10 protein-coding genes are annotated in these 20,375 nt (G+C 42.2%); 3 read left to right on the forward strand and 7 right to left on the reverse strand.

All coding sequences use genetic code 11. The annotated features are described in order from the left end of the window. Positions 1-6: 6 nt before the first annotated feature. The 7 genes from KA713_06990 to KA713_07020 all read right to left on the reverse strand — a co-directional run bounded on the left by KA713_06990 (position 7) and on the right by KA713_07020 (position 14,078). Complete coding sequence (locus KA713_06990) at positions 7-1,851, reverse strand: glycoside hydrolase family 13 protein (protein ID UXE68317.1); 1,845 nt, start codon at positions 1,849-1,851, stop codon at positions 7-9. Positions 1,852-1,870: 19 nt separating this feature from the next. Continuing rightward, positions 1,871-4,723 (reverse strand): T9SS type A sorting domain-containing protein, encoded by a 2,853-nt coding sequence (locus KA713_06995; GenBank protein UXE68318.1) that lies wholly within the window; start codon positions 4,721-4,723, stop codon positions 1,871-1,873. 73 nt (positions 4,724-4,796) lie between these two features. Beyond that, entirely contained in the window at positions 4,797-6,497 is a 1,701-nt protein-coding gene (locus KA713_07000) for a SusE domain-containing protein (protein ID UXE68319.1), read from the reverse strand. A gap of 17 nt (positions 6,498-6,514) precedes the next feature. Beyond that, on the reverse strand, positions 6,515-7,348 hold the full coding sequence (locus KA713_07005; GenBank protein ID UXE68320.1) for a SusE domain-containing protein: 834 nt from the start codon (positions 7,346-7,348) through the stop codon (positions 6,515-6,517). 22 nt (positions 7,349-7,370) lie between these two features. Beyond that, a complete protein-coding gene (locus KA713_07010; protein UXE69062.1) occupies positions 7,371-8,891 on the reverse strand; it encodes a RagB/SusD family nutrient uptake outer membrane protein in 1,521 nt (506 codons plus the stop codon). Positions 8,892-8,954: 63 nt separating this feature from the next. Next, positions 8,955-11,939 carry a TonB-dependent receptor gene (locus tag KA713_07015; protein ID UXE68321.1) on the reverse strand — a complete coding sequence of 995 codons (2,985 nt, stop codon included), beginning with the start codon at positions 11,937-11,939 and terminating at the stop codon, positions 8,955-8,957. A gap of 291 nt (positions 11,940-12,230) precedes the next feature. Further along, on the reverse strand, positions 12,231-14,078 hold the full coding sequence (locus KA713_07020) for a helix-turn-helix domain-containing protein (protein ID UXE68322.1): 1,848 nt from the start codon (positions 14,076-14,078) through the stop codon (positions 12,231-12,233). A gap of 293 nt (positions 14,079-14,371) precedes the next feature. Here KA713_07020 and KA713_07025 point away from each other — a divergent pair, with 293 nt between their 5' ends. The 3 genes from KA713_07025 (at position 14,372) to KA713_07035 (ending at position 20,361) form a co-directional block, all read left to right on the forward strand. Beyond that, the gene (locus tag KA713_07025; protein ID UXE68323.1) at positions 14,372-15,421 is read left to right on the forward strand and encodes a LacI family DNA-binding transcriptional regulator; all 1,050 of its coding nucleotides are present in this window, start codon (positions 14,372-14,374) and stop codon (positions 15,419-15,421) included. 157 nt (positions 15,422-15,578) lie between these two features. Further along, positions 15,579-17,972, forward strand: coding sequence for a glycoside hydrolase family 31 protein (locus tag KA713_07030; GenBank protein ID UXE68324.1), 2,394 nt, complete (start codon positions 15,579-15,581; stop codon positions 17,970-17,972). Next, entirely contained in the window at positions 17,941-20,361 is a 2,421-nt protein-coding gene (locus KA713_07035; protein ID UXE68325.1) for an alpha-glucosidase C-terminal domain-containing protein, read from the forward strand. Before KA713_07030 ends, KA713_07035 begins: the two co-directional genes overlap by 32 nt. Positions 20,362-20,375: the final 14 nt, after the last annotated feature.

Raw genomic sequence — 20,375 nt, forward strand, 5'->3', positions numbered from 1 at the left:
AAATCATTATTCAAGCTCTAAGATGAGAGCAGTAAATGGCGCAACAACAATCTTATCTATATTGTTCAAAACCTCCCCTGTCAATGGGTTTTTTGCGTGCTTCTTGCCACCCATTGCTTCACTAAACCGATCGGTAGCTACTGGCATTGGCTTATCGTTTCCATTTAACACTACCATTATCACCTCCCCTTGCTCATTGTACCTGAAATAAACGTATACATTGTCTTTGGGTATGTAGTGACGAAGTTTACCGGTGTGAATAACTTCTTTTTGCTTTCTCCAACTAAGCAACTTTTTTAAATAAGCCATTGCCTCTTGTTGTTCCAGTGTAATGCCGCTACCGGAAAAAGCGTTTACCACATCTCCATCCCATCCACCTGGAAAATCTCTTCTAACTGTTGGGTGAATGCTGTAATCGCCATCTTCTAAAATTTCAGTTCCATAATAAAGTTGCGGAATGCCCCGGGTGGTTAATAAAAACACCCATGCCATTTTTAGTTTGTTCAAATCCTTTCCAACAGTGTGAAAGAAACGCGGTGTGTCATGATTATCGATAAAAATTACATTAGTCTGCGGATTGGTATAAGAAAAATCTCTGCCCAAAAGTTCGTATAGCCTTGTGAGCCCGTTATTCCACCCTGCCGGTTCCGTAAAAGCTTTCTCCATAGCAAAATAGAGGGGAAAATCAGTAACCGATGGCAGTAAACTCTGATAGCCGTCAGCATTCTTTACACCACTTTGCCAATACGCAGTTCCTGCTACATCATTTATCCAAACTTCACCTACAATATTAAAGCTCGGGTATTCGGTCAATAATTCTTTGCACCACCTCGACATAAAGTTCTTATCGGGATAAGGATAAGTATCCATCCGAATACCATCAATACCCGCGTACTCAATCCACCAAATTGAATTTTGTATCAAATATTTTGCGAACAAAGGATCTTGCTGATTGACATCTGCCATGGTAGTATCAAACCAACCATCACTCATTATTTTTTCATCATTTGAAGAACGGTAGGGATCCATGATAACGGTACTTCGATAATTTGAAGCCGTGTGGGTGGGGAACTGATGGATCCAATTTTTGGAAGGCAAATCTTTGACCAACCAACCCATATTCCCGATATGGTTCATCACCATATCTTGAATTACCTTCAGTCCCAAGGTGTGTGATTTATTGATGAAGTTTAAATAATCATCGTTACTTCCAAAACGTTGATCTACTTTATATAAATCAGTAATGGCATAACCGTGGTAGCTTTCTCTCTTCTGGTTGTTTTCTAAAACGGGGTTTAACCAAATGGCAGTTACCCCTAGTCCTTTAATGTAATCTAAATGATCTGAAATTCCCTTTAAGTCTCCACCATGGCGGCCAAATGGCTGATCGCGATGCACGCCTTGAAAAAATCCTGACAAGGAATCGTTTTTAGTATCGCCATTGGCAAAACGATCTGGCATGATCAAATAAATCACATCCGATGAATTGAAACCTTGTGTTCTATTCTTAGCAGTTGATCTTGATTTTAATTCGTATTGGTAGGAAAGTGTTCTTTTTCCATCCGAGAATGAAATTGGAACCACTCCTGGCTTCGCAGTCGGCAAAATTTCCAAATTTAAAAACACATAACGGGGATTTTCAGTACGGGTAATTCGTTTTACAACCACTGATTCTGACTGAACTTTTGGTTGAAAGTTAGAAAGGTTCAACTCTTTGTGATAAAAAAGCACTTCAACTTCTGGGTTTTCAAATCCGATCCACCAAAAGGCTGGCTCTACCCGGGTAAACTGTGCTTGTGATTTTTGCAACAAAATAAAAAGTAGGCAACCTAACAGTAAAAATTTCCGCATAAGAAGGAAGGTTATTTGCTTATTGTTTGACGATTTTTTTTCGGATGATCTGGTTTTCTGTTTTTAATTCAAGAACATACAGACCAGAAGCCAAACTAGAAATATCCCACGTTTCAGCATCTAACTGAATGCTATTGGTAGATGATCCTTGCAACGTTATCAATTGTGATTGAGTTATTATTAGCGGACCAGCATCTACCTTTATTCTTGTATGCGCAGGGTTAGGGAACACTGTCACTAAATCGCTGACACCATCCTCAAGGCCAGTGATTGGATTCGTGTTATCAAGTTTAACATCCGTAAATAATTTGTATTGACCGGGCTGAAGCTCTATTCCTGTAGAAACATTCGCAATGGTTATAGGGGCACCTGCAGCATAGTATTCATACCATGTGCCAGCGTGCGGAAAGCTAACGCTAGGGGTTTGCACGGTAACATCAAAATTGGCCACAGCTACAACATTCATGGTTGCAGTTGTGGTTGGTGCCGGATTGAATGGCTTGTTCTTAATCGAAACTTGTTTTACAAAGCCACTACCTGACCCAACGGTTGCATCACCATTGGTAAAAACACTATGTGTTTTTCGCAGCTTTATCAACTCAGCCGTTACATCGAAGAGGCTTTTTCGGGCAGGATCTGAAAGATACTCCCACTTTACAGGCTTGGGAGCAACTCTACAATTCGAATTGACCGACAAATCTTGACATGTATTTATGCTAAACTCATAGCCCAACTCCCCAAACTGCCATAGCATCTTAGGTCCTGGAATAGAATAAAAAATCAAACTTGCTGCTTTGATGCGATCCAATGCTGTGCTCAGCGTTTTGATATTGTAGCTTCCACTTGAACGCCCCGATTGAAGGTTACCATACATCAACCGTTCTTCGTCATGGCTTTCCATGTAGCCGATATTGTGTGGCACTGTCCAACCTCGATTGGCAAAATATATTCCACTGATATCACTATTTGAGGACTCACCTTTCGTACTTTGACCGAACGCACCATGAAAGCCCGACCAAAGCATCATGCCTTTGCCTTCGCTCGCTTTGTATTCTGCAAGCTCCTTTTCTTCCGCATTGTCTGCAAAATGTTCGAGCATAACATAGGCAGCTGGTGTATGGGCCCAGATCTTATCGGACATGCGTTTCAAAATAGCAATACGTGATGCATCGTAAGCACCCCATGCTCCTACATTACTTGGGTTATTCGTTTGCGTAAATCCTTTCGACAAATCATACCGATACCCATCCACTTTATATTCATTCAACCAATAGTGATTCACCGTATCGAGGTACTTTTTGGTATAACTACTCTCGTGGTTCATATCAAAAAAGACATTGAAAGGATGCCGCGCATCGGTATTAAACCATTTGTTGTTGGCAGTCGGTTTGAATGCGTTGAAATCAAAATCCATCATCACATAGGGGTTAGGTACGTCATGGTGGTTCATTACCATATCTAAAATGACTGCGATGCCATTTTGATGACACTTGTCAATAAATTCTTTCAGTTTGTTTTTAGTACCGTAGTATTTATCGGGCGCAAACATGAACGTGGGATTGTATCCCCAACTTTCATTACCGTTAAACTCGGTAAATGGCATCAACTCAATGGCATTTACACCCAATCTTTTAAAATAGGAAAGCGTATCGATCAGGTTTTGATAATTCCGCCCATTATATCCAAAAAAATCGCGCACCAATAACTCGTAGATAACTAACTTTTCTTTTGCCGGTTTTTGAAAATTGGCCACTTGCCAGACGTAAGGGGTTTGACCCGTTTGTAGCACTGCTAATCGGTTAAAATACCATTTATCAGAAACCGCCTTCGAAGGGAAAGTCTTTAGCGATGGATAAGCAGCTGCCGGGATAAACGAGTCATCCGGATCTAACACCTTATCAGTATAGGGATCAGCAAGTCGAAGGTTTTCATCTACCAAGTATTGAAAGGCATATTCAACGCCAGAAGTTAACCCTGTAATCTCTAGCCAAAACCGCTCGCCATCTTTTTTCATTAAGTAGTTTGCGTTGATATCCCAATTGGTAAAATCACCAATTACGTACACCGATGTTTTTCCTGGTGCCCAAAGACATAGAGTTGCTTTTGTGGCATCGGTCGAATAATTGATTCCATCTTTGATACCTGCCGGGCGTGGCTGATTGACGGTGGTTGATCGGATCGTGTAACTAAATGCAAGGTTTTTTGTCTGGGTGCCAGCAACGGCTTCGCACGTAACCTGCATGGTGCCGCTCGTCTCTGTTACAGTGTGCGTATAACTTAGCGTGGTGACACCAGTCTGTGACGACACAGTAGTTCCATTTACCTTGATGGTAAGTGTAGCACTTTCAGAGGCATTAACCGTGATTGGAATTTGTTCCCCTGTGTTCTTGAAAAAAGAAGATTCAGTAGGAGAAGCGAATGAAGCATTGAAGCCTGAGCTGAATTCGATAAACTTATCTACATCGGTTTGCTTATTGTCGCTCCAGTTTCGCGTTTTCAATTTTAAACCGATCCGAGGAATATCGGCTGCTGGTCTGTTAAAGAACATTGTTGGCGTGAATGTGATTGAATAAACATTTGTGGACACGCGCGTACACTTTGCTGCGTCTTGCGCGGCTGTGGCCGGATTTACATTGGTAGGGGCATCTACATCATTTGTGCCTGGCTTTCTGATCCACGTCCAAATGTACACTGGATTTGTAGTTGCATCGTAGGCTGTAAAATTTGCGAGCGATGTACCCGTAACATCCACTGTAATTGTTACTGGTTGATTCGCCACCGGAAATGCAGGTGAGGTAGTGACAACCTGTGCATTGCTCTTTTGCAATAAAAGCAAGCCAACAAAAGCAAACAATACAACCCCTCTTAGCATAACATAAAACTTTAGGTAGATAAAATAAAAAATCAGAGGCCTTGTGGCCCCTAATGAAAACTTAAACAAGTATCTATTTTGCGAAACTAAACTCCCTGGTAGCGGAATTGTAGGTAATTTGATACGTACCTGCCGAAGCTATTTTTATGTTGTTGTTATTTTCTGTGTTAGCTATTCCAATTGGAAACACAGTTGCATTCCCCCAACTGAGACCCCAATCTGTATTTGCTCTAAACTTAGCTTCCTTAGCTGTTAATACAACCTTTCCTGACCATTTAAACGGGTTTGAAGGATTTTGAATTAGAAAGGTATCAGTGCTCCATCCACCAGGTGTTGCATCTCCTATAATTCCAAGCTTGGTGTATGAGGTTGAATTGCTGGTATTTCCAAAGAAATATTCGCCTGTGGCAATGTTAATCCATGCAAAGTAAGAACCAGCAGTGTTAATTTTGATGTTTCCACCTCCGCCTTTACCCCAAGCAGATGGGTAGTTGGCCGGATCATTATCACCGGCAGGTCCTCCCCAGTTGATATTCCAGTCTCCAGTGTGTCTGAACTTCACAGACCCAACCGTCAAACTTACTGTACCCGTATAAACATTTGGGTCTGTTCCACTCTGGGTAAGATTTGTATCCACACCCCAACCACCAATTCCATCTCCTGTTAGGCTTAGACCGTTAGGAATAGAAGGAACAGTTATAGGAGTAAAGCTATAAACACCTGTGGCAACATTCAATTTAGCTTTGTAATAGCCGCTATTCGCGATCGGGATATTGTTACCGCCTTTTCCTCCTACTCCCCACTTAGTATCCCAAAGATCATTTTCTCTAAACAATACCTCTTTTCCTCCAATCAAATAAACGATTACCTCCCATTCAGAAGGCTTGCTTGGATCCGGGCGATACAAGTCAGTATCTGTTCCCCAACTTCCGGGTGTTGCATCACCAACGATTCCAACTGAGTTAATGGCTATGTAAGGAGTAATGGCAACAGTTGAAGTCGATGAGTAGGAAATTGCTCCCAGTTCGTTAGTCGCTTTCATTCTGAATTGAACATTGCCAGCCACAGATGGCGCCACATCATAGCCAAGTGCAATAGAATTCAACTCAAGATGAGTAAACGCTCTGGTGAAGCCAGTAACAGCAACCACCGTTGGTGTGGCGAACGAAGTTCCATTCTTGGCATGCTGCAATTCATATGTAATTACGCCCGTAAAACCACTAAACGCTTTGTTCCAAGAAAAGGTAATGCCTGTAGCGGAAGGAGTTGCAGGATTGGTTGTGATAGTAACAGGCGAGGCGGCTAGACCAAAACCTGAAAACGCTGTTACGCTTACTGGTATAACAGCTGATTTCTTAGGCTCATTGTTGTTTACCTGAGACGCTACTACCATCATTTCGAGTGCAACGGGCTGACCAATCACACCACCAAACTTCAGCGCCATTCCGTTTAGGTCTTTACCCGTCAAATCACCCGACAAAGCATTGGTGAATTCTTTGGTTGAGAAAGTCGCAAAATTGGCTCCCGCCTTCCCCACCATCACGGTAAACTTACTATTCTTCAACCCAACCGAAAACTTAGGGTCATTCCAGGTAACAGTGAGTGCCGCTTTGGTTGAGTCGGCTGCGGCCACTGCCACCGTAGTGGCCGAAGCGGATGCACTAAATGCTACTGTACTAGGCGCAAAACTGGGCGTTGGTTCAATTAACTTGACGCATCCCACGGCTACCGCCATCAAGGCAACAACCGCTATTAACTTAAATCCGATCTTCATACATCAAATGTTTTAGATTATTCAAATGAATACCTTCCTGTTTTAAAATTAACTGTGATCTTATAAGCTCTCGAAGCCGCAGGTCCGATAAAGTTATTGCCTTCAGGCTTAAATGAATCACCAGACGGATTATTTTTTGCCCCTTCGCCTGTAAAACCAAATTTGTTAGCCCAGTTTCCGTAAACTGGAACCAACAAAAACTCCTTTCCACCATTTATTTGTAGGCTATTAATTTGAAAAGTAAATGAATTTACTTGAGTGAATTTTTGGGTTAAGACTGCGGTTTCACCATCATCCATCCATCCATCCCCATTTGATGTGGGGGCTGGTGCCGCTGGCCCAGTAATAAACAAGTTTGCGGGTACAGGAAATACCACATCCAAATAAGTGGTGATTTTTATTGCTACCACATTTGAATATACCGGTACACTATTATTGGCCAGTGTAGCCTTAATCCTAAACTCAAAATTTTGGGCTACAAAATCTGCGAGCTCCAAACCGGATAGTGTAGTGTTTAGCTCTTTCACCGTGAACGACTTAGACACGGAATTGGTAAATCCCAAATTTACTTGTTTGGCGCTACCAAAATTCTTTCCAGCTTCATCTATCTGTAAAACGTAGTTCACGCTCTGTGTATTCACACCATTAGAGAATTCAAATCTTGGATTGGTCCATTGAAATTGCAAAGAACTAAAATTCTCTTGTGCCTTATTCAACACCAAATTAGCGGTGCTTGAAGCCACCAACTCAGGAGGCGTGCTCTTTAAAAAAGTGACTCTTGTCTCCTCTTTATCGCAGGAGAAAACCAAAAAGGCACTTACTAAAAGAAAGATATACTTTAGGTTTTTCATAGTATAATTAATTATTTGATTATTAATACCCATCATTTTGTTTCAAATTCGGATTTGTACCTAAATCACTGGCAGGTACAGGGAAAATTTTTCGCTTTTCTTCAATAGCAGTTCCATCTTTAATACCACCTTTCCATGGCCAGAGATAAGAGCCGCCTGTAAACTTGCCAAAGCGGATCAAGTCTATTCTGCGGTGACCTTCCCAATACAACTCCCTAGCTCGCTCATCAAGGATGAAGTCAAGTGTTAATTGTTGATCAGTAATTGCACCTGGCGCGTTTCCAGCAGTAACATCTCCTGAACGAGTACGAATAGCATTCACATAGGCCAAAGCATTTGCACGAGTACCACCAGAACCTCCTCGCAGAACGGCTTCAGCATACATTAAATATGCATCTGCCAAACGGAACATGGGATAATCGGTATCTGGAAAACCGGTGGAGTTATTTGGTGACTCAACACCAGCTGCAGTAATATTTCTGAATTTGAATACTCCATATCCTTGCGTACTTACACTAACGGCATCAATATTTAAACTCTGACCTTTGTCCTCTTTTGCGAAAATAGCACGAGCCTCGGTCAACGTGGGGAACTTACCTACAAATGCCGAAGTAGTGCGTAAGCCTGCCCAACCGCCATTGCCCGCATTGCCGTTTATCATTACTTGGGTCATCGAGAACGCCTGAGATCTTGCTCCATCAAACGCCTGCGCAAAAATGATCTCGCTATTGTTTGTATCGTTATCCGCTCTGAACAAATTGGCATAACGGGGAGACAGTGTGTAACCGGCAGCAATAACTTCATTCAATTCCGTAAGTGCTTCAGTGTATTTTGGTTGGCCGATGTAAACCTCAGCATTCAAATACAGCTTTGCCAAAAGCATAGCACATGCAGCTCTATCTGCCCGAGCATACTCAAAGCGAGGAGCTCCCATATCAAGCTTAATGGCTATTAACTCCTTTTCAATATACTCAAAAAGAGCAGCCCGTTGAATCATAGGAGGAAAAAATGCTCCAGGCAAATCTTTTTCAGTTACAAAAGGCAAGCGGCCGTATAAGTCCATTCCATAGAAATAGGCGAGAGCTCTTAAAAAGCGCGCTTCAGCTTGAAAATTCTTAAAATCAGGGTCGTCCGTTTTTCCGGTTGTAACGCGAATGAATTCGTTGGACAATGCGGCTACGTTAGCAATACGCGCATACAATGCCTCAGGAATTCCGTCTGATGGCAACCATGTATTGAAATGTAGATTAAAGATGGTTCCGTCAGCATCGTTTCCGTAGGTCCAAACGGCCTCATCAGTTGTTAACTCTTGCATGTACCAAAGCGAGCGCACAAAGGAACTAAAGCCCTCATCTACACCGCCTACATCTTGGTTGCCAGCAGGACCTCTCTGGCCAGTAAGCCCAAAGGTTGCATACAACTTAGCCAGTCCTTGTTTGTAGGACTCCTTGGTGGTATATACTTTATCGGCACTTGTCACAAATGGGTCGATCGGTTTTACATCCAGATCGCTAAGGCACGATACCATCATCATAGCCGTCATTACGAAGACCACGATCGAATACGTTTTAAAATTTTTCTTTTTCATAGCAGTATACATCATCAATTAAAATGTAAAATTAACACCTAACAAAAACGTGCGAGGACGAGGATAGATATTGTTGTCTATGCCATTTTCAATTTCCGGGTCAATCCCTTTGTAGTTGGTGATCAAGAATGCATTCTGCACTGTCAAACTCACCCGTGCTTTCAATCTATCAACAAATACTTTGTCGATACTGTAGCCCACGCTCATATTATCCATGCGGAAAAATGATCCGTTTTGGATATAATAATCTGACAAAAGTTGCTGCGTAGTAAATCGAGCATCATTAATGGAATTAGGCACGTTGCGGAAATGCCCCAAATCAAAAACACCATTATAAAAAGCGCGACCAGATTCTACATTGTTGTAAACATAGTTTCCAATGCTTAAACGACCAGAAAGCGAGAAGTCAAACTTTTTGTAATTACCTCTTGAGTTGATGCCGATTAAGAAATCAGGCTCAGGTCTTCTGTATCTGTATCGATTTCTATTGTTTCCAAAAACAGCACCTGGTTCACCTGAACGATCTGCATACAATCCTTCGATCGGCTGGCCTGCTGTATTGTACACCTGCTGGTAAGGAAAGAAAGATCGAACAGGAAAGCCGACCTGGTTATTCTGAATGTTGGATGCAACACCAACACCGCCCGTGAAATTACCGATGAAGTTCGGGTCGTTGGTCAAATTAAGCTTAGTAATCTTGTTGTTAATCGCAGTGAAGTTGGCGCCAATATGCAACGTAAAGTCCTTCTTTGTAACCGCCCGAGTACTTAACGTAACTTCTACGCCTTGATTCTCCATTGATCCTACGTTAGTAGTAAGAAAATTGGAAAAATTCGAACCATTAGGAATACGGACATTGTTTAGAAGGTCTTTTGTGTCACGTTGAAACACTTCCACCGAACCTGTTACCTTGTCATCAAACAGGCCGAAGTCCAAACCTACGTTGATCGTTGTGGTTGTCTCCCATCTGATCCTTGGGTCATAAGGATTGGGTCTTTGCGTATTGAAAAACCGTCTTGAGCCGTCTGTATTGTATCCCAACTGATACTGAGTTTGTGCATCCGAGATCTGATAAGTGGCCAGATAGGGATAATACTCTCCAATATCTTGTTGTCCTGTTTCTCCGTAACCAGCCCTTAATTTTAAATCAGAAATCGCATCGATTTTAGAAAGAAACGATTCGTCTTTCATTCTCCAAGCCAAGGCAACGGACGGGAATAAGCCCCATCGATTGGCAGGTGCAAACCGGGACGATCCGTCATTTCTTAATGTTGCCGTTAACAAGTACTTTCCATTAAACGTGTAGTTCAAACGGCCAAAAAAGGAAACTAGATAATTCTCGCTCTTTGAAGGAAGGGAGAGTGTACGTGCTGTGTTTTTGTTAACACTGTAGGCCTCTCTGTAAAAGTGTTGCCAACCGTACCCCGCAGTGAAATCAATCTTGTGCTTTCCAAATTGCTTTAGGTAATTAGCATAAACATCCAACAACTCCGACTGGTTTCTTCCACCGTATGTGTCGTCTCTCCCCACCAATACTCCATTATTGTTTGCAAATGCAGCGGTCAAAGGAGCTCTATTGAAACCATCACTTACCGACCTGTCTATACCTGCATTGACAGTTAACTTAACATCAGGAAAAAATGGAAGTTTATAATCTGCTTTAATGCTTGCGATCAATCGATTCGAAGTTGATTGGTTATTGGTTTGCTCTAACTGTGCAACCGGATTAGCGGTGCTATTGATGGCGCCTTTGCTCAGCCAGGAAAAATATCCCCCATACTGTTGTGCTGAGGCATCTCTGATGGACTGTGTTGGATCAAAGGCAACAGCATTGCCCACTGCTCCTTGCTCGCCAAAATTATTGAAAGTCACACTGCCTTTCACACTCATATCCAGTTTCAAGTCCCCATTTAAAAACGATGGGCTGGCATTAATGTTCAACGAGTGGCGTTGCAGACCTGTGGTTTTCAAAATACCTTGTTGATCAGTATAGCCATAGGAAACACGGTAAGGCATATTCTTCAAAGACCCTGAAGCACTCAAGTTTTGATCGTGTGAAATGGCATCTCTAAAAATCTCTTTTTGCCAATCGGTGCTTGCGGTGCCAAGTTTCGCCACCGCAGCGGCATCGATCCCTGATGTGCCGGTCTGTGCTAGTGTATTTACAAGTGAGCGATACTGAGAGGCGTTCATCACGTCTACGAATTTAATCGGTGATGCCACTGAAACATTGGCGTTATATGAAAATTGTGGCTTTCCTGAAACACCTTTTTTGGTAGTGACAATAATAACCCCACCTGTTGCACGTGAACCGTAAATGGCTGTTGCCGATGCGTCCTTTAATACTGTAAAGGTTTCAATGTCGTTTGGATTAAGTGCAGCAAGTGGATTTGAAACTCCTGCAAGTGAACCCGCACCTGTAGGAGGCATGTTATCGACCGGAAATCCATCAATTACAATTAGAGGGTCGTTACTTGCCTGCAAAGATGATCCGCCACGGACGCGAATGGTAGAGCCTGCTCCTGGGGCACCTCCCGCAGACGTAATCTGAACGCCTGCGAATTTACCCACCAACAGATCTTGAGGTGAAGTAAGTACGCCTTTATTAAAATCCTTATTTGAAATAGCGAGTACTGCGCCTGTTGCATCCTTCTTTTGTACTTCTCCATAACCGATCACCACCACTTCTGACAGTGCTGTAACATCCGTTTGAAGTACAACCGCAATATTTGTTTGATTACCAACCGCAATTTCTTGGGAAGCATACCCAACAAATGAAAAAACCAATGTAGCATTTGACCCTACATTAATTTTAAATCCACCGTCTCCATCGGTTACAGAGCCATTAGTTGTACCCTTCTCCAGCACATTCACACCTGGAATGGGAGAGCCATCGTCCGAAGAGGTAACTTTACCCATTACCACTTGCTGGGCAAAACTCGCGTGTGCTATCAGCAAGAGCAACGGCAAGCACCTCGTCACTTTTGTAAAAAGTTTGATCATAGAGATTTAGTTAAGTTGTTAAGATTTCGTTTAACTTATTTTACAATGCATTCAACAGAAAGTATACACTTTTCCTCAATCGATTTCTGAAAAACACACCGTAAAACGTTTGCAAAGTTCGGTAATAAAGCGGTAGTGTCGCACCACTTTCAGATTGTGGTCACACAAACTATCAAATGTAAAAAATTGATAATCAGGCCTTAATGAATAAAATTGAAATGTGGCACCTATTAAAATCATTACACAGTGCATCAACTAAAAAAAATGGCCTAAGCAAGTAAGAAATTATACCTAATATTCTCTCATATTATTGAAGAAAGAACTTGGGGTTTGATTGGTTATCTTTTTGAATGATCGGTTAAAGGCTGTTTTAGAATTAAAGCCAACGTCAAATGCAATGCTCAACAAAGTATGGTTTCTAAATTGGGGATCTTCTACCCTTTTTTTGAATTCTTCAATCCGGTAAGAGTTGATAAAATCGAAAAAGTTTTTGCCAAAGCCATTATTGATAATTTTCGAAAGCTGGTATGGGGGCAGTTGTAAGCCATTGCTAAGCTCTACAAGGGTTAGTTTAGGATTAGTATACGGCTTTGCCTTATCCATGTAAGTAGAAATCTTGTTTACCTCTATCTCTAAATTTTCGATGGGGGCATCCACAAACTCCTCTTGAATAGGAGGTAGCTGCGTTGGTTGGCTTGTATCTGATAAAATCGGCAAGGGAATAGCAGCCAAGGTGTTGGTATTTGTCGGAACGTAAACATTAGCTGGTACCCGAAACACATCTGGTTCGTGGATGGCAAAATATCCCAAAAAGAAGGTGATAAATGAGAAAACGATCCAAATGGTTTCGGACATAAACTCAAAAACACTGAAAACTTCAAACTGCTGCCACTTTCCGAGTAAAACTAAACCTACAGATAGTATCCATGCCATTAAACATATACCTTGAATAAACAATACGGTATTCAAAAATTGTAAATTCTGCTCATACGAGTTACTGTTTTTATAATCCTCCTTATATCGATTAATTGCCCGAAGTGAGTAGAACCAATAAAAGAAATTAAACACCAACGCGCTGCAGCCCACCAAAAACCGGGTGATGTATAAATCAGATTCTTGATTGTATAGTTTTGATTCAAACGTAGAGTCATCTAAAAAAAAGTAGGCCATGTAAATGAAAAATTGAGCCAAGGCCGGAATAAAATGAAGTTGCATTTTAGACCCTTGAATATTTTGGGTTTGAAACAACAAGCGTTGAATGTAAAAAAAGAATAAGGGCGAATAGACAAAGTATATCAAATCCGACAGGAGCTGTAGTTTAGGATAAGACTCCAAAATGCCGGGGTAATTTGCAATCACTCGAATGGCCAAAATCGCGCTCGAGAATCCTATTAGCAAAAGCAGCCATCGGTTGGCCGACCGGTTATACCCTTGCATGCTAGGAATGGTAATTACCAATAACAGGCCTTGAAAAAAGGAGAATAGCAATAGCAAGTCGTAAATAGAATACAATTTGTTTTCTCCTGGAAGGTCGTTCCAACCAGCAATTTCCATTTCGATATTAGAGCTCACCTTTACTTTATTCCGCTCCAACAATCGGTTATGCAAAATCCGGCCACTCGCTCGGCTCTCTATTGAATTGTTTGAGCCTCTCGTAAACTTAAACTGTACTTCTTCGTCAGGGCTATAAATGATTACCCGATAGGTTCCATCCACTTGTCGATTAAGCTTGTATTTTCTATCGGCTGGATTCCAGTTATTGAAATTCCCCATAATAAAAATAGAAGCATCGTAAGGGGTATTTTTAGGTATCTTTTTCACTACAATGGTATAAGCTGGCTGAGCCTCCCACCCTTCTATTTCAACTTGGACAAGTTTGGGATTAGGTTCTTGTGCACGGTTGTAAATCCGATTGGCCCGAACATTTCCCTCTTTATTGCCCTCTACAAAAATCCAGCCTCCTTGGGTAAATTTATATTCAAAATACGCTAACGAATCTGGTAACAAGTAGAAATAAACACCGTTCTCACCCCGCGTCATCTTATAGTTTTCCTCTCCTGGACTCCAACCATTAAAAGTACCTGTGATAAATAAAGTTGAGTCTCGTAAGCTAAAAGGCGGATGCTTAATAACCTCCATTCGAATTTGACCAACGCTTATGTGGAAGCATAAAAATGCTAAACCCATAAAAAACACCCATATCTTCATATTCCCATGCCTAACAGTAAACCCCACAAATAATCTAATTTACAATATTATAGTTTATCTGATGAATTGCTCCATCAATGTAAGGTATTATAGGAATCGAATACCCCGTTAAATCTAGGTGCTTAAGTCATTCCAAAAGTTTAAACAATTTATAAATAACAAATGCAATGATTATCTTGCCTTTTCATGGCTAATAAAACGTGCTTTAAAACCAAACCAACGAGATGAAATTCGCCCAAGTAACCATTAAAGACATTGCCCGCGAACTGGGTATCTCTCCTTCCACCGTTTCGCGCGCTTTAAAGGATCATCCGGATATTAGCGTAGAGACCAAAAAATCGGTAAACGCTTTGGCCGAAAAGCTGAATTATCAACCCAACATCGTGGCATTGAGCCTTCGCCAAAAAAAGACCAATACCATTGGGGTAATCATTCCCGAACTTGTCCATTTCTTTTTTTCCACGGTGATCTCCGGCATTGAAGATGTTGCCCATCAGGCGGGCTATAGTGTCATTTTAGCTCAATCCAACGAAACCTATGTGCGTGAAGTTGCTCACGTAAAGGCACTTTTCAATAGCCGGGTAGATGGCATGTTGATCTCTTTGGCAAGGGAAACGACCAATTACGACCACATCGAATCGATTATCTCAAAAGGTGTTCCCATCGTCTTTTACGATCGCATGTATACCAGCCCCACGTCAAGCAAAGTGATTGTGGATGACTATGCTGGTGCTAAAGAGGCCGTAAACCATTTGATAGAACAAGGGTGCAAAAACATTGCGCACATGGTGGGGGCTCCTTCATTAATAATCAGTAAAGATCGCCTGCGCGGCTATAAAGATGCCCTTACTGAAAACGGTCTTAAAGTCAATGAGGATCTTATTTTTCCTTGCGATTCAGGAACGTTTGAAGAGGGCAAAGAGGTAACCAAACAACTGCTTAACTCAAAAGTATCAATAGATGCAATTTTCACCAATAACGACCCCATGGCCATGGGCGCAATGGTAGCAATAAAGGAAAAGGGCCTTAAAATTCCGCAAGACATTGCCGTGGTTGGGTTTAGTAATTGGTTTTTTGGTGAACTGATGGAACCCTCACTCACCACCATCGACCAGCCCGGTTACGAGATGGGCCAAGAAGCCGCACGTTTGCTCATTCGCCAAATTGAGCGCAAAGACAAGGATTTGGATGATGCTCCTTCAGAAATCAAAGTGTTGAAAACAAAGCTCATCATCCGCAATTCATCATTAAAAAAATCTGCCAAGAAAAAGTAGTTAAGAAAAAAGAGTTAATGCGCTTTCCTACTTCACCTAGGTAACGCACTTTGCCTAGGTTGTTGATTCTGCAATCGATTTCTGATTTTTGCTTTCATTTCTGTTAGGATTAAAGCCTTGCTTTAATTTTCTTTCAGAAAAACTTAATCATTCCCTCATGTCACATTCCCTTAGCAAAAGCCTTGGATCGTTTACATCCTACTCCAAAACAGCCGAAGGACTAGCCCTAAAAAGTAAAAATGGCCAACTGGACATTACTTTTTACTCCGATAAAATTGTGCGGATTTGGGCATTTCAAAATCAACAGCCTGAAGACTTCTCGTATGCCGTGGTGGGCACACCTCAAACAACCGCCTTTTCGGTTGCCGAAAACAACCAATCAATAACCCTTACCACCGATTACCTGAAAATGGTCATCGAAAAATCATCGATGCGAATTCAATTTTTAGACTTATCCGATTCTGTGATCAACGAAGACGATGCGCACGGCATTCGGTGGATGGGCGAGCACATCAGTTGCTATAAAACACTGCAAGAGGGCGAACGCTTTTTAGGGCTAGGTGAAAAAACCGGGCCGCTAGATAAACGTGGCCGTGGCTACATCAATTGGAATACCGATGCGTATGCCTACGGCCCCGATAGCGACCCACTTTATTGCACCATCCCTTTTTACATCGGTATCCATCACCAACAGAAATACGGAATCTTCTTCGATAACAGTTATCGGAGTACCTTCAACTTCGGTGCCTCCAACGACCGCTTTGCTAGTTTCGCTGCCGATGGTGGCGAAATGAAATACTACTTCATGGCGGGAGATAGTTTACGAGATATCATTAAGTCATATACCTTTCTAACAGGCCGCATGCCACTCCCTCCGCAATGGAGCATTGGTTATCAGCAATGCCGATACAGTTACTATCCAGATAAAAAAGTAGAGCGCATTGCCGAAACATTGCGCGAGCGCGACCTACCCAGCGATGCCATCGTGTTGGACATTCATTACATGGATGCCTACAAAATTTTTACGTGGGATGGCAAGACATTTCCCAATCCAAAAAAGTTAATCGACCGATTGAAAGAGTTGGGTTTCAATATCGTGGTGATGTGTGACCCCGGCATTAAAACCGAAGCAGGATATGAAACATACGACTCGGGCAAAAAAGAAAATGTATTCGTAAAATATCCAGATGGTACTGAGTACGCTGGCCAAGTATGGCCAGGCTGGTGTCACTTTCCAGATTTCACCAATCCTGAAACACGCGCATGGTGGGCAAAAAAATTCAAAGCGTATACCGATTTAGGTGTAGAAGGTTTTTGGAACGACATGAACGAAATCGCCACGTGGGGAAACATGCTTCCAGACTTGTTGGAGTTTGATTTTGACGGAAGAAAAACCACCACCCGTGAGGCACGAAATCTTTATGGCATGCTCATGAGCCGTAGCACCTACGAAGGCACCAAAGCGTTGATGAACAAAAGGCCATTTAATCTCACGCGTTCGGGCTTTGCCGGCATTCAGCGCTATGCTGCTGTGTGGACAGGCGATAACGTGAGTTATGATGCGCACATGATGGCAGGTGTTCGCTTAGTGAACAGCATGGGCCTATCAGGTTTGGCCTTTACGGGATATGACATTGGCGGATTTGTGGGCAATGCCGATGAAAAGTTATTTGCACGGTGGATGAGCCTTGGCGCCTTTTCTCCTTTCTTCCGTTCGCATACCATGATCAATACTCGCGATTCTGAACCGTGGAGCTACGGAGAAAAAGTAGAAGAAATTTCGCGCAACTACATGAAGCTGCGTTACCGACTGATGCCTTACCTGTATTCATTATTTTACGATGCAGCCAAAACAGGCATGCCCATCAACCGAAGTCTCGCATTCGATTATCCGCATGACGACCGCGTGTACAATGGGCTATATCAAAATCAGTATTTCTTTGGGCCTGCCATGATGGTAGTGCCAGAGGAAAGCAATAAAGAATTGGTAAAAGTATTTTTACCTTCCAGCAATTGGTTTGATTTGTATACCGACAAGCAACTTTCAGGCAATCAAGAATTGATTACAGACTGCCCGCTCGATAGATTGCCGGTGTATGTAAAAGGTTCGTCCATCCTACCCATGCGCGAACAAGCTGGAAAAAATGTGGCAGACACTGGAGATACGCTGGAACTACATCTGTATCAAGGTACCGAGTACAATGATTTTACACTGTATGAAGATGATGGGCAAACATTCAATTACGAAAAAGGTGAATTTGCTAAACGTAAAATCACCTACACACCAACTAAAAATGAATTAGTTTTGGAAGCCAGTGATGGCAACTATCCCTCGCCTTACAAAAAGTTAATCGTATTTTTTCACGGGTTTAATTTGCAGCAGGCACATGTCAATGGAAACTCACAAGGCACTCAACAAAAAGAATATCGCTTTGTAAATCCCATCAGCAACTACGATCCGGTGAACACCGCACCCGAGGGACCAAAAATCAATTCGCTACTGTTTATTTCAACTTCGTATGGAAAAGAAAAAATTACAATCAATTGGTAATCGCTCCTTTGTGCCTTGGGGTCTTAGTGGCATTGCAAAATTTCTCCACAAAGGCACAAAGACACTAAGTTTTGCTGTCATAACACTGATGTTAATCTCATGCAAAACATCAAAACCCGTCTCGTTCAACGACCAAGAATTGATTAAAGGCAATGCTTCGCCCATCCTTGTTGAGAATGGTCCGAACGAAATCAACTTAGAAGATTACGTGGTTGACGTTTCCAAAATAGATTCCGTTACCGTTCCCCCCGAGTTAACGAAAAAACAAGAAAAAAATATTCTGAAAGTAGAAGGCCAACTTGCCACGAAAATTTCCAGTATCAAGCTTTGGCACCAAGGTCAGGCCTACGCGATTCCATTGCAACGTGCTGCTAAAACACCCATCACATTAACGTACAAAGGCGAAGCAAAAGAAGTACGCACCAAAGGTGAATTCAATGCATGGAATGCACAATCGTCACTTTTTAACAAAACAGAAAATGGATTTTCGTACTCGATGTCGCTGCCACCCGGCAACTACCAATATCTTTTTGTTGTTGATGGAAAAGAAAAACGCGACCCCTCCAACAAAGATTCGGTTGACAATGGGATGGGCGGCTGGAATTCAGTTATCAAAATTCCTCGGCCTAGCCTCGACAAATTGCCCATGCTCTCAACCAAAAATTACGAACGCAACATCATTCAACTTGTGTTGAGCCATCCTGCCAAAGAAGTAATGGTATTTTGGAAAAACTTTTTGCTCGACTATCGCTCCGTAAAACTAACCGAGAAACAAATCGATATCACCATCCCAAACGAAGCAGCTACCAACACCCGAAGTTTCATTCGTGTTTGGGCCGCCAATGACGAAGGCATATCAAACGATATGTTGATTCCACTTCAAAATAATCAAGTACTTAGCGATGCCACGCAACTGTCTCGCCATGACAAAGAAGCGCAGATACTTTACTTTATGATGATTGATCGGTTTAACGATGCGAAAAAAGAAAATGACGAACCGGTAAAGGATAAAAACATTTTACCAAAGGTCAATTATTATGGTGGCGATATTGCTGGTGTTACACAAAAAATAAAAGATGGCTATTTTTCTTCGCTTGGCATCAATACTCTCTGGCTGTCACCCATTACACGCAATCCAAAAGGTGCATATGGAAAGTATCCTGACCCAGTCACTTCATTTTCAGGGTATCACGGTTATTGGCCAGTTTCGCTGCAACAAATTGACAGTCGGTTTGGAACGAAATCTGACATGCAAGAACTCATCAGCGAGGCGCACAAGCAAAACATCAATGTAATTTTAGATTATGTGGCGCACCACGTTCATCAAGAACATCCACTCGTAAAATTAAAACCCGAATGGTTCACGCCACTTTATTTGCCCGATGGAACCATTAACACGGAGCGTTGGGACGACCAACGATTGACCACGTGGTTTGATGTATTTATGCCCACCCTGGATTTGCGAAAACCCGAAGTGGTAAACCCCATGACCGACACGGCCTTGTATTGGTTAAAAAATTATGAGTTGGATGGCTTCCGTCACGATGCCTCTAAACATATTGACCTTTTGTTTTGGCGAACGCTCAGTAAAAGAATAAAGTCAGAAATCAACCGACCGATCTACCAAATAGGTGAAACCTATGGAAGCCGCGAATTGGTGAACAGTTATGTGAACACAGGCATGTTGGATGGGCAATTTGATTTTAATGTATATGACGATGCAGTGAATACGTTTGCCCGCGATGAAGTTCCTTTTTCGCGGTTGAGTTCTTCGGTTACCGAAAGCATGTCGCGGTTTGGCGACCATCACTTAATGGGAAATATCACAGGCAACCAAGACCGTGCACGCTTTATCAGTTATGCCGATGGCTCGGTACGATTTGACGAAGATGCTAAGCGTGCAGGCTGGAAACGAAAAATAGAAATCAAAGACACTATCGGTTATAATAAACTGCAATCGCTCACTGCGTTTATGATGACGATACCCGGTGTGCCGGTCATCTATTATGGCGATGAAATTGGCGACCCCGGAGGCAACGACCCCGACAACCGAAGAATGATGCGCTTCGAAAAGTTGAGTCCGCTTGAAAACAAAACAAAAGAGATAGCTCAAAAATTAGTGGCGCTGCGAAAAAATTCGATGGCTCTTTTGTATGGCGATTTTCAATGGTTGAGAGTAGAAGACCAACTGATGGTTTATAAGCGAAGTTACTTCAGCAACCAAGTAATCGTAGCATTCAACAAATCTGCACAACCCAAAGAAATTGAATTGGGCAAGTTGCCATCGAAGGCCAGAACTCAATTTAATGGAAAATTGAAGGTTGAAAATGGTGCTGGAAAACTCACGATGAAGCCTCATTCCTTCGAGGTCGTGGAAGTGAATCAATAAATTAAACGAAGTTC

The organism is Chryseotalea sp. WA131a (assembly GCA_025370075.1).
GTDB lineage: Bacteria > Bacteroidota > Bacteroidia > Cytophagales > Cyclobacteriaceae > ELB16-189.

Bases quoted from the DNA above. Each gene is read 5' to 3' on its own strand.
- KA713_06990 (UXE68317.1), bottom strand. From the start codon at position 1,851: ATGCGGAAATTTTTACTGTTAGGTTGCCTACTTTTTATTTTGTTGCAA.
- KA713_06995 (UXE68318.1), bottom strand. From the start codon at position 4,723: ATGCTAAGAGGGGTTGTATTGTTTGCTTTTGTTGGCTTGCTTTTATTG.
- KA713_07000 (UXE68319.1), bottom strand. From the start codon at position 6,497: ATGAAGATCGGATTTAAGTTAATAGCGGTTGTTGCCTTGATGGCGGTA.
- KA713_07005 (UXE68320.1), bottom strand. From the start codon at position 7,348: ATGAAAAACCTAAAGTATATCTTTCTTTTAGTAAGTGCCTTTTTGGTT.
- KA713_07010 (UXE69062.1), bottom strand. From the start codon at position 8,891: ATGACGGCTATGATGATGGTATCGTGCCTTAGCGATCTGGATGTAAAA.
- KA713_07015 (UXE68321.1), bottom strand. From the start codon at position 11,939: ATGATCAAACTTTTTACAAAAGTGACGAGGTGCTTGCCGTTGCTCTTG.
- KA713_07020 (UXE68322.1), bottom strand. From the start codon at position 14,078: ATGGAGGTTATTAAGCATCCGCCTTTTAGCTTACGAGACTCAACTTTA.
- KA713_07025 (UXE68323.1), top strand. From the start codon at position 14,372: ATGAAATTCGCCCAAGTAACCATTAAAGACATTGCCCGCGAACTGGGT.
- KA713_07030 (UXE68324.1), top strand. From the start codon at position 15,579: ATGTCACATTCCCTTAGCAAAAGCCTTGGATCGTTTACATCCTACTCC.
- KA713_07035 (UXE68325.1), top strand. From the start codon at position 17,941: ATGGAAAAGAAAAAATTACAATCAATTGGTAATCGCTCCTTTGTGCCT.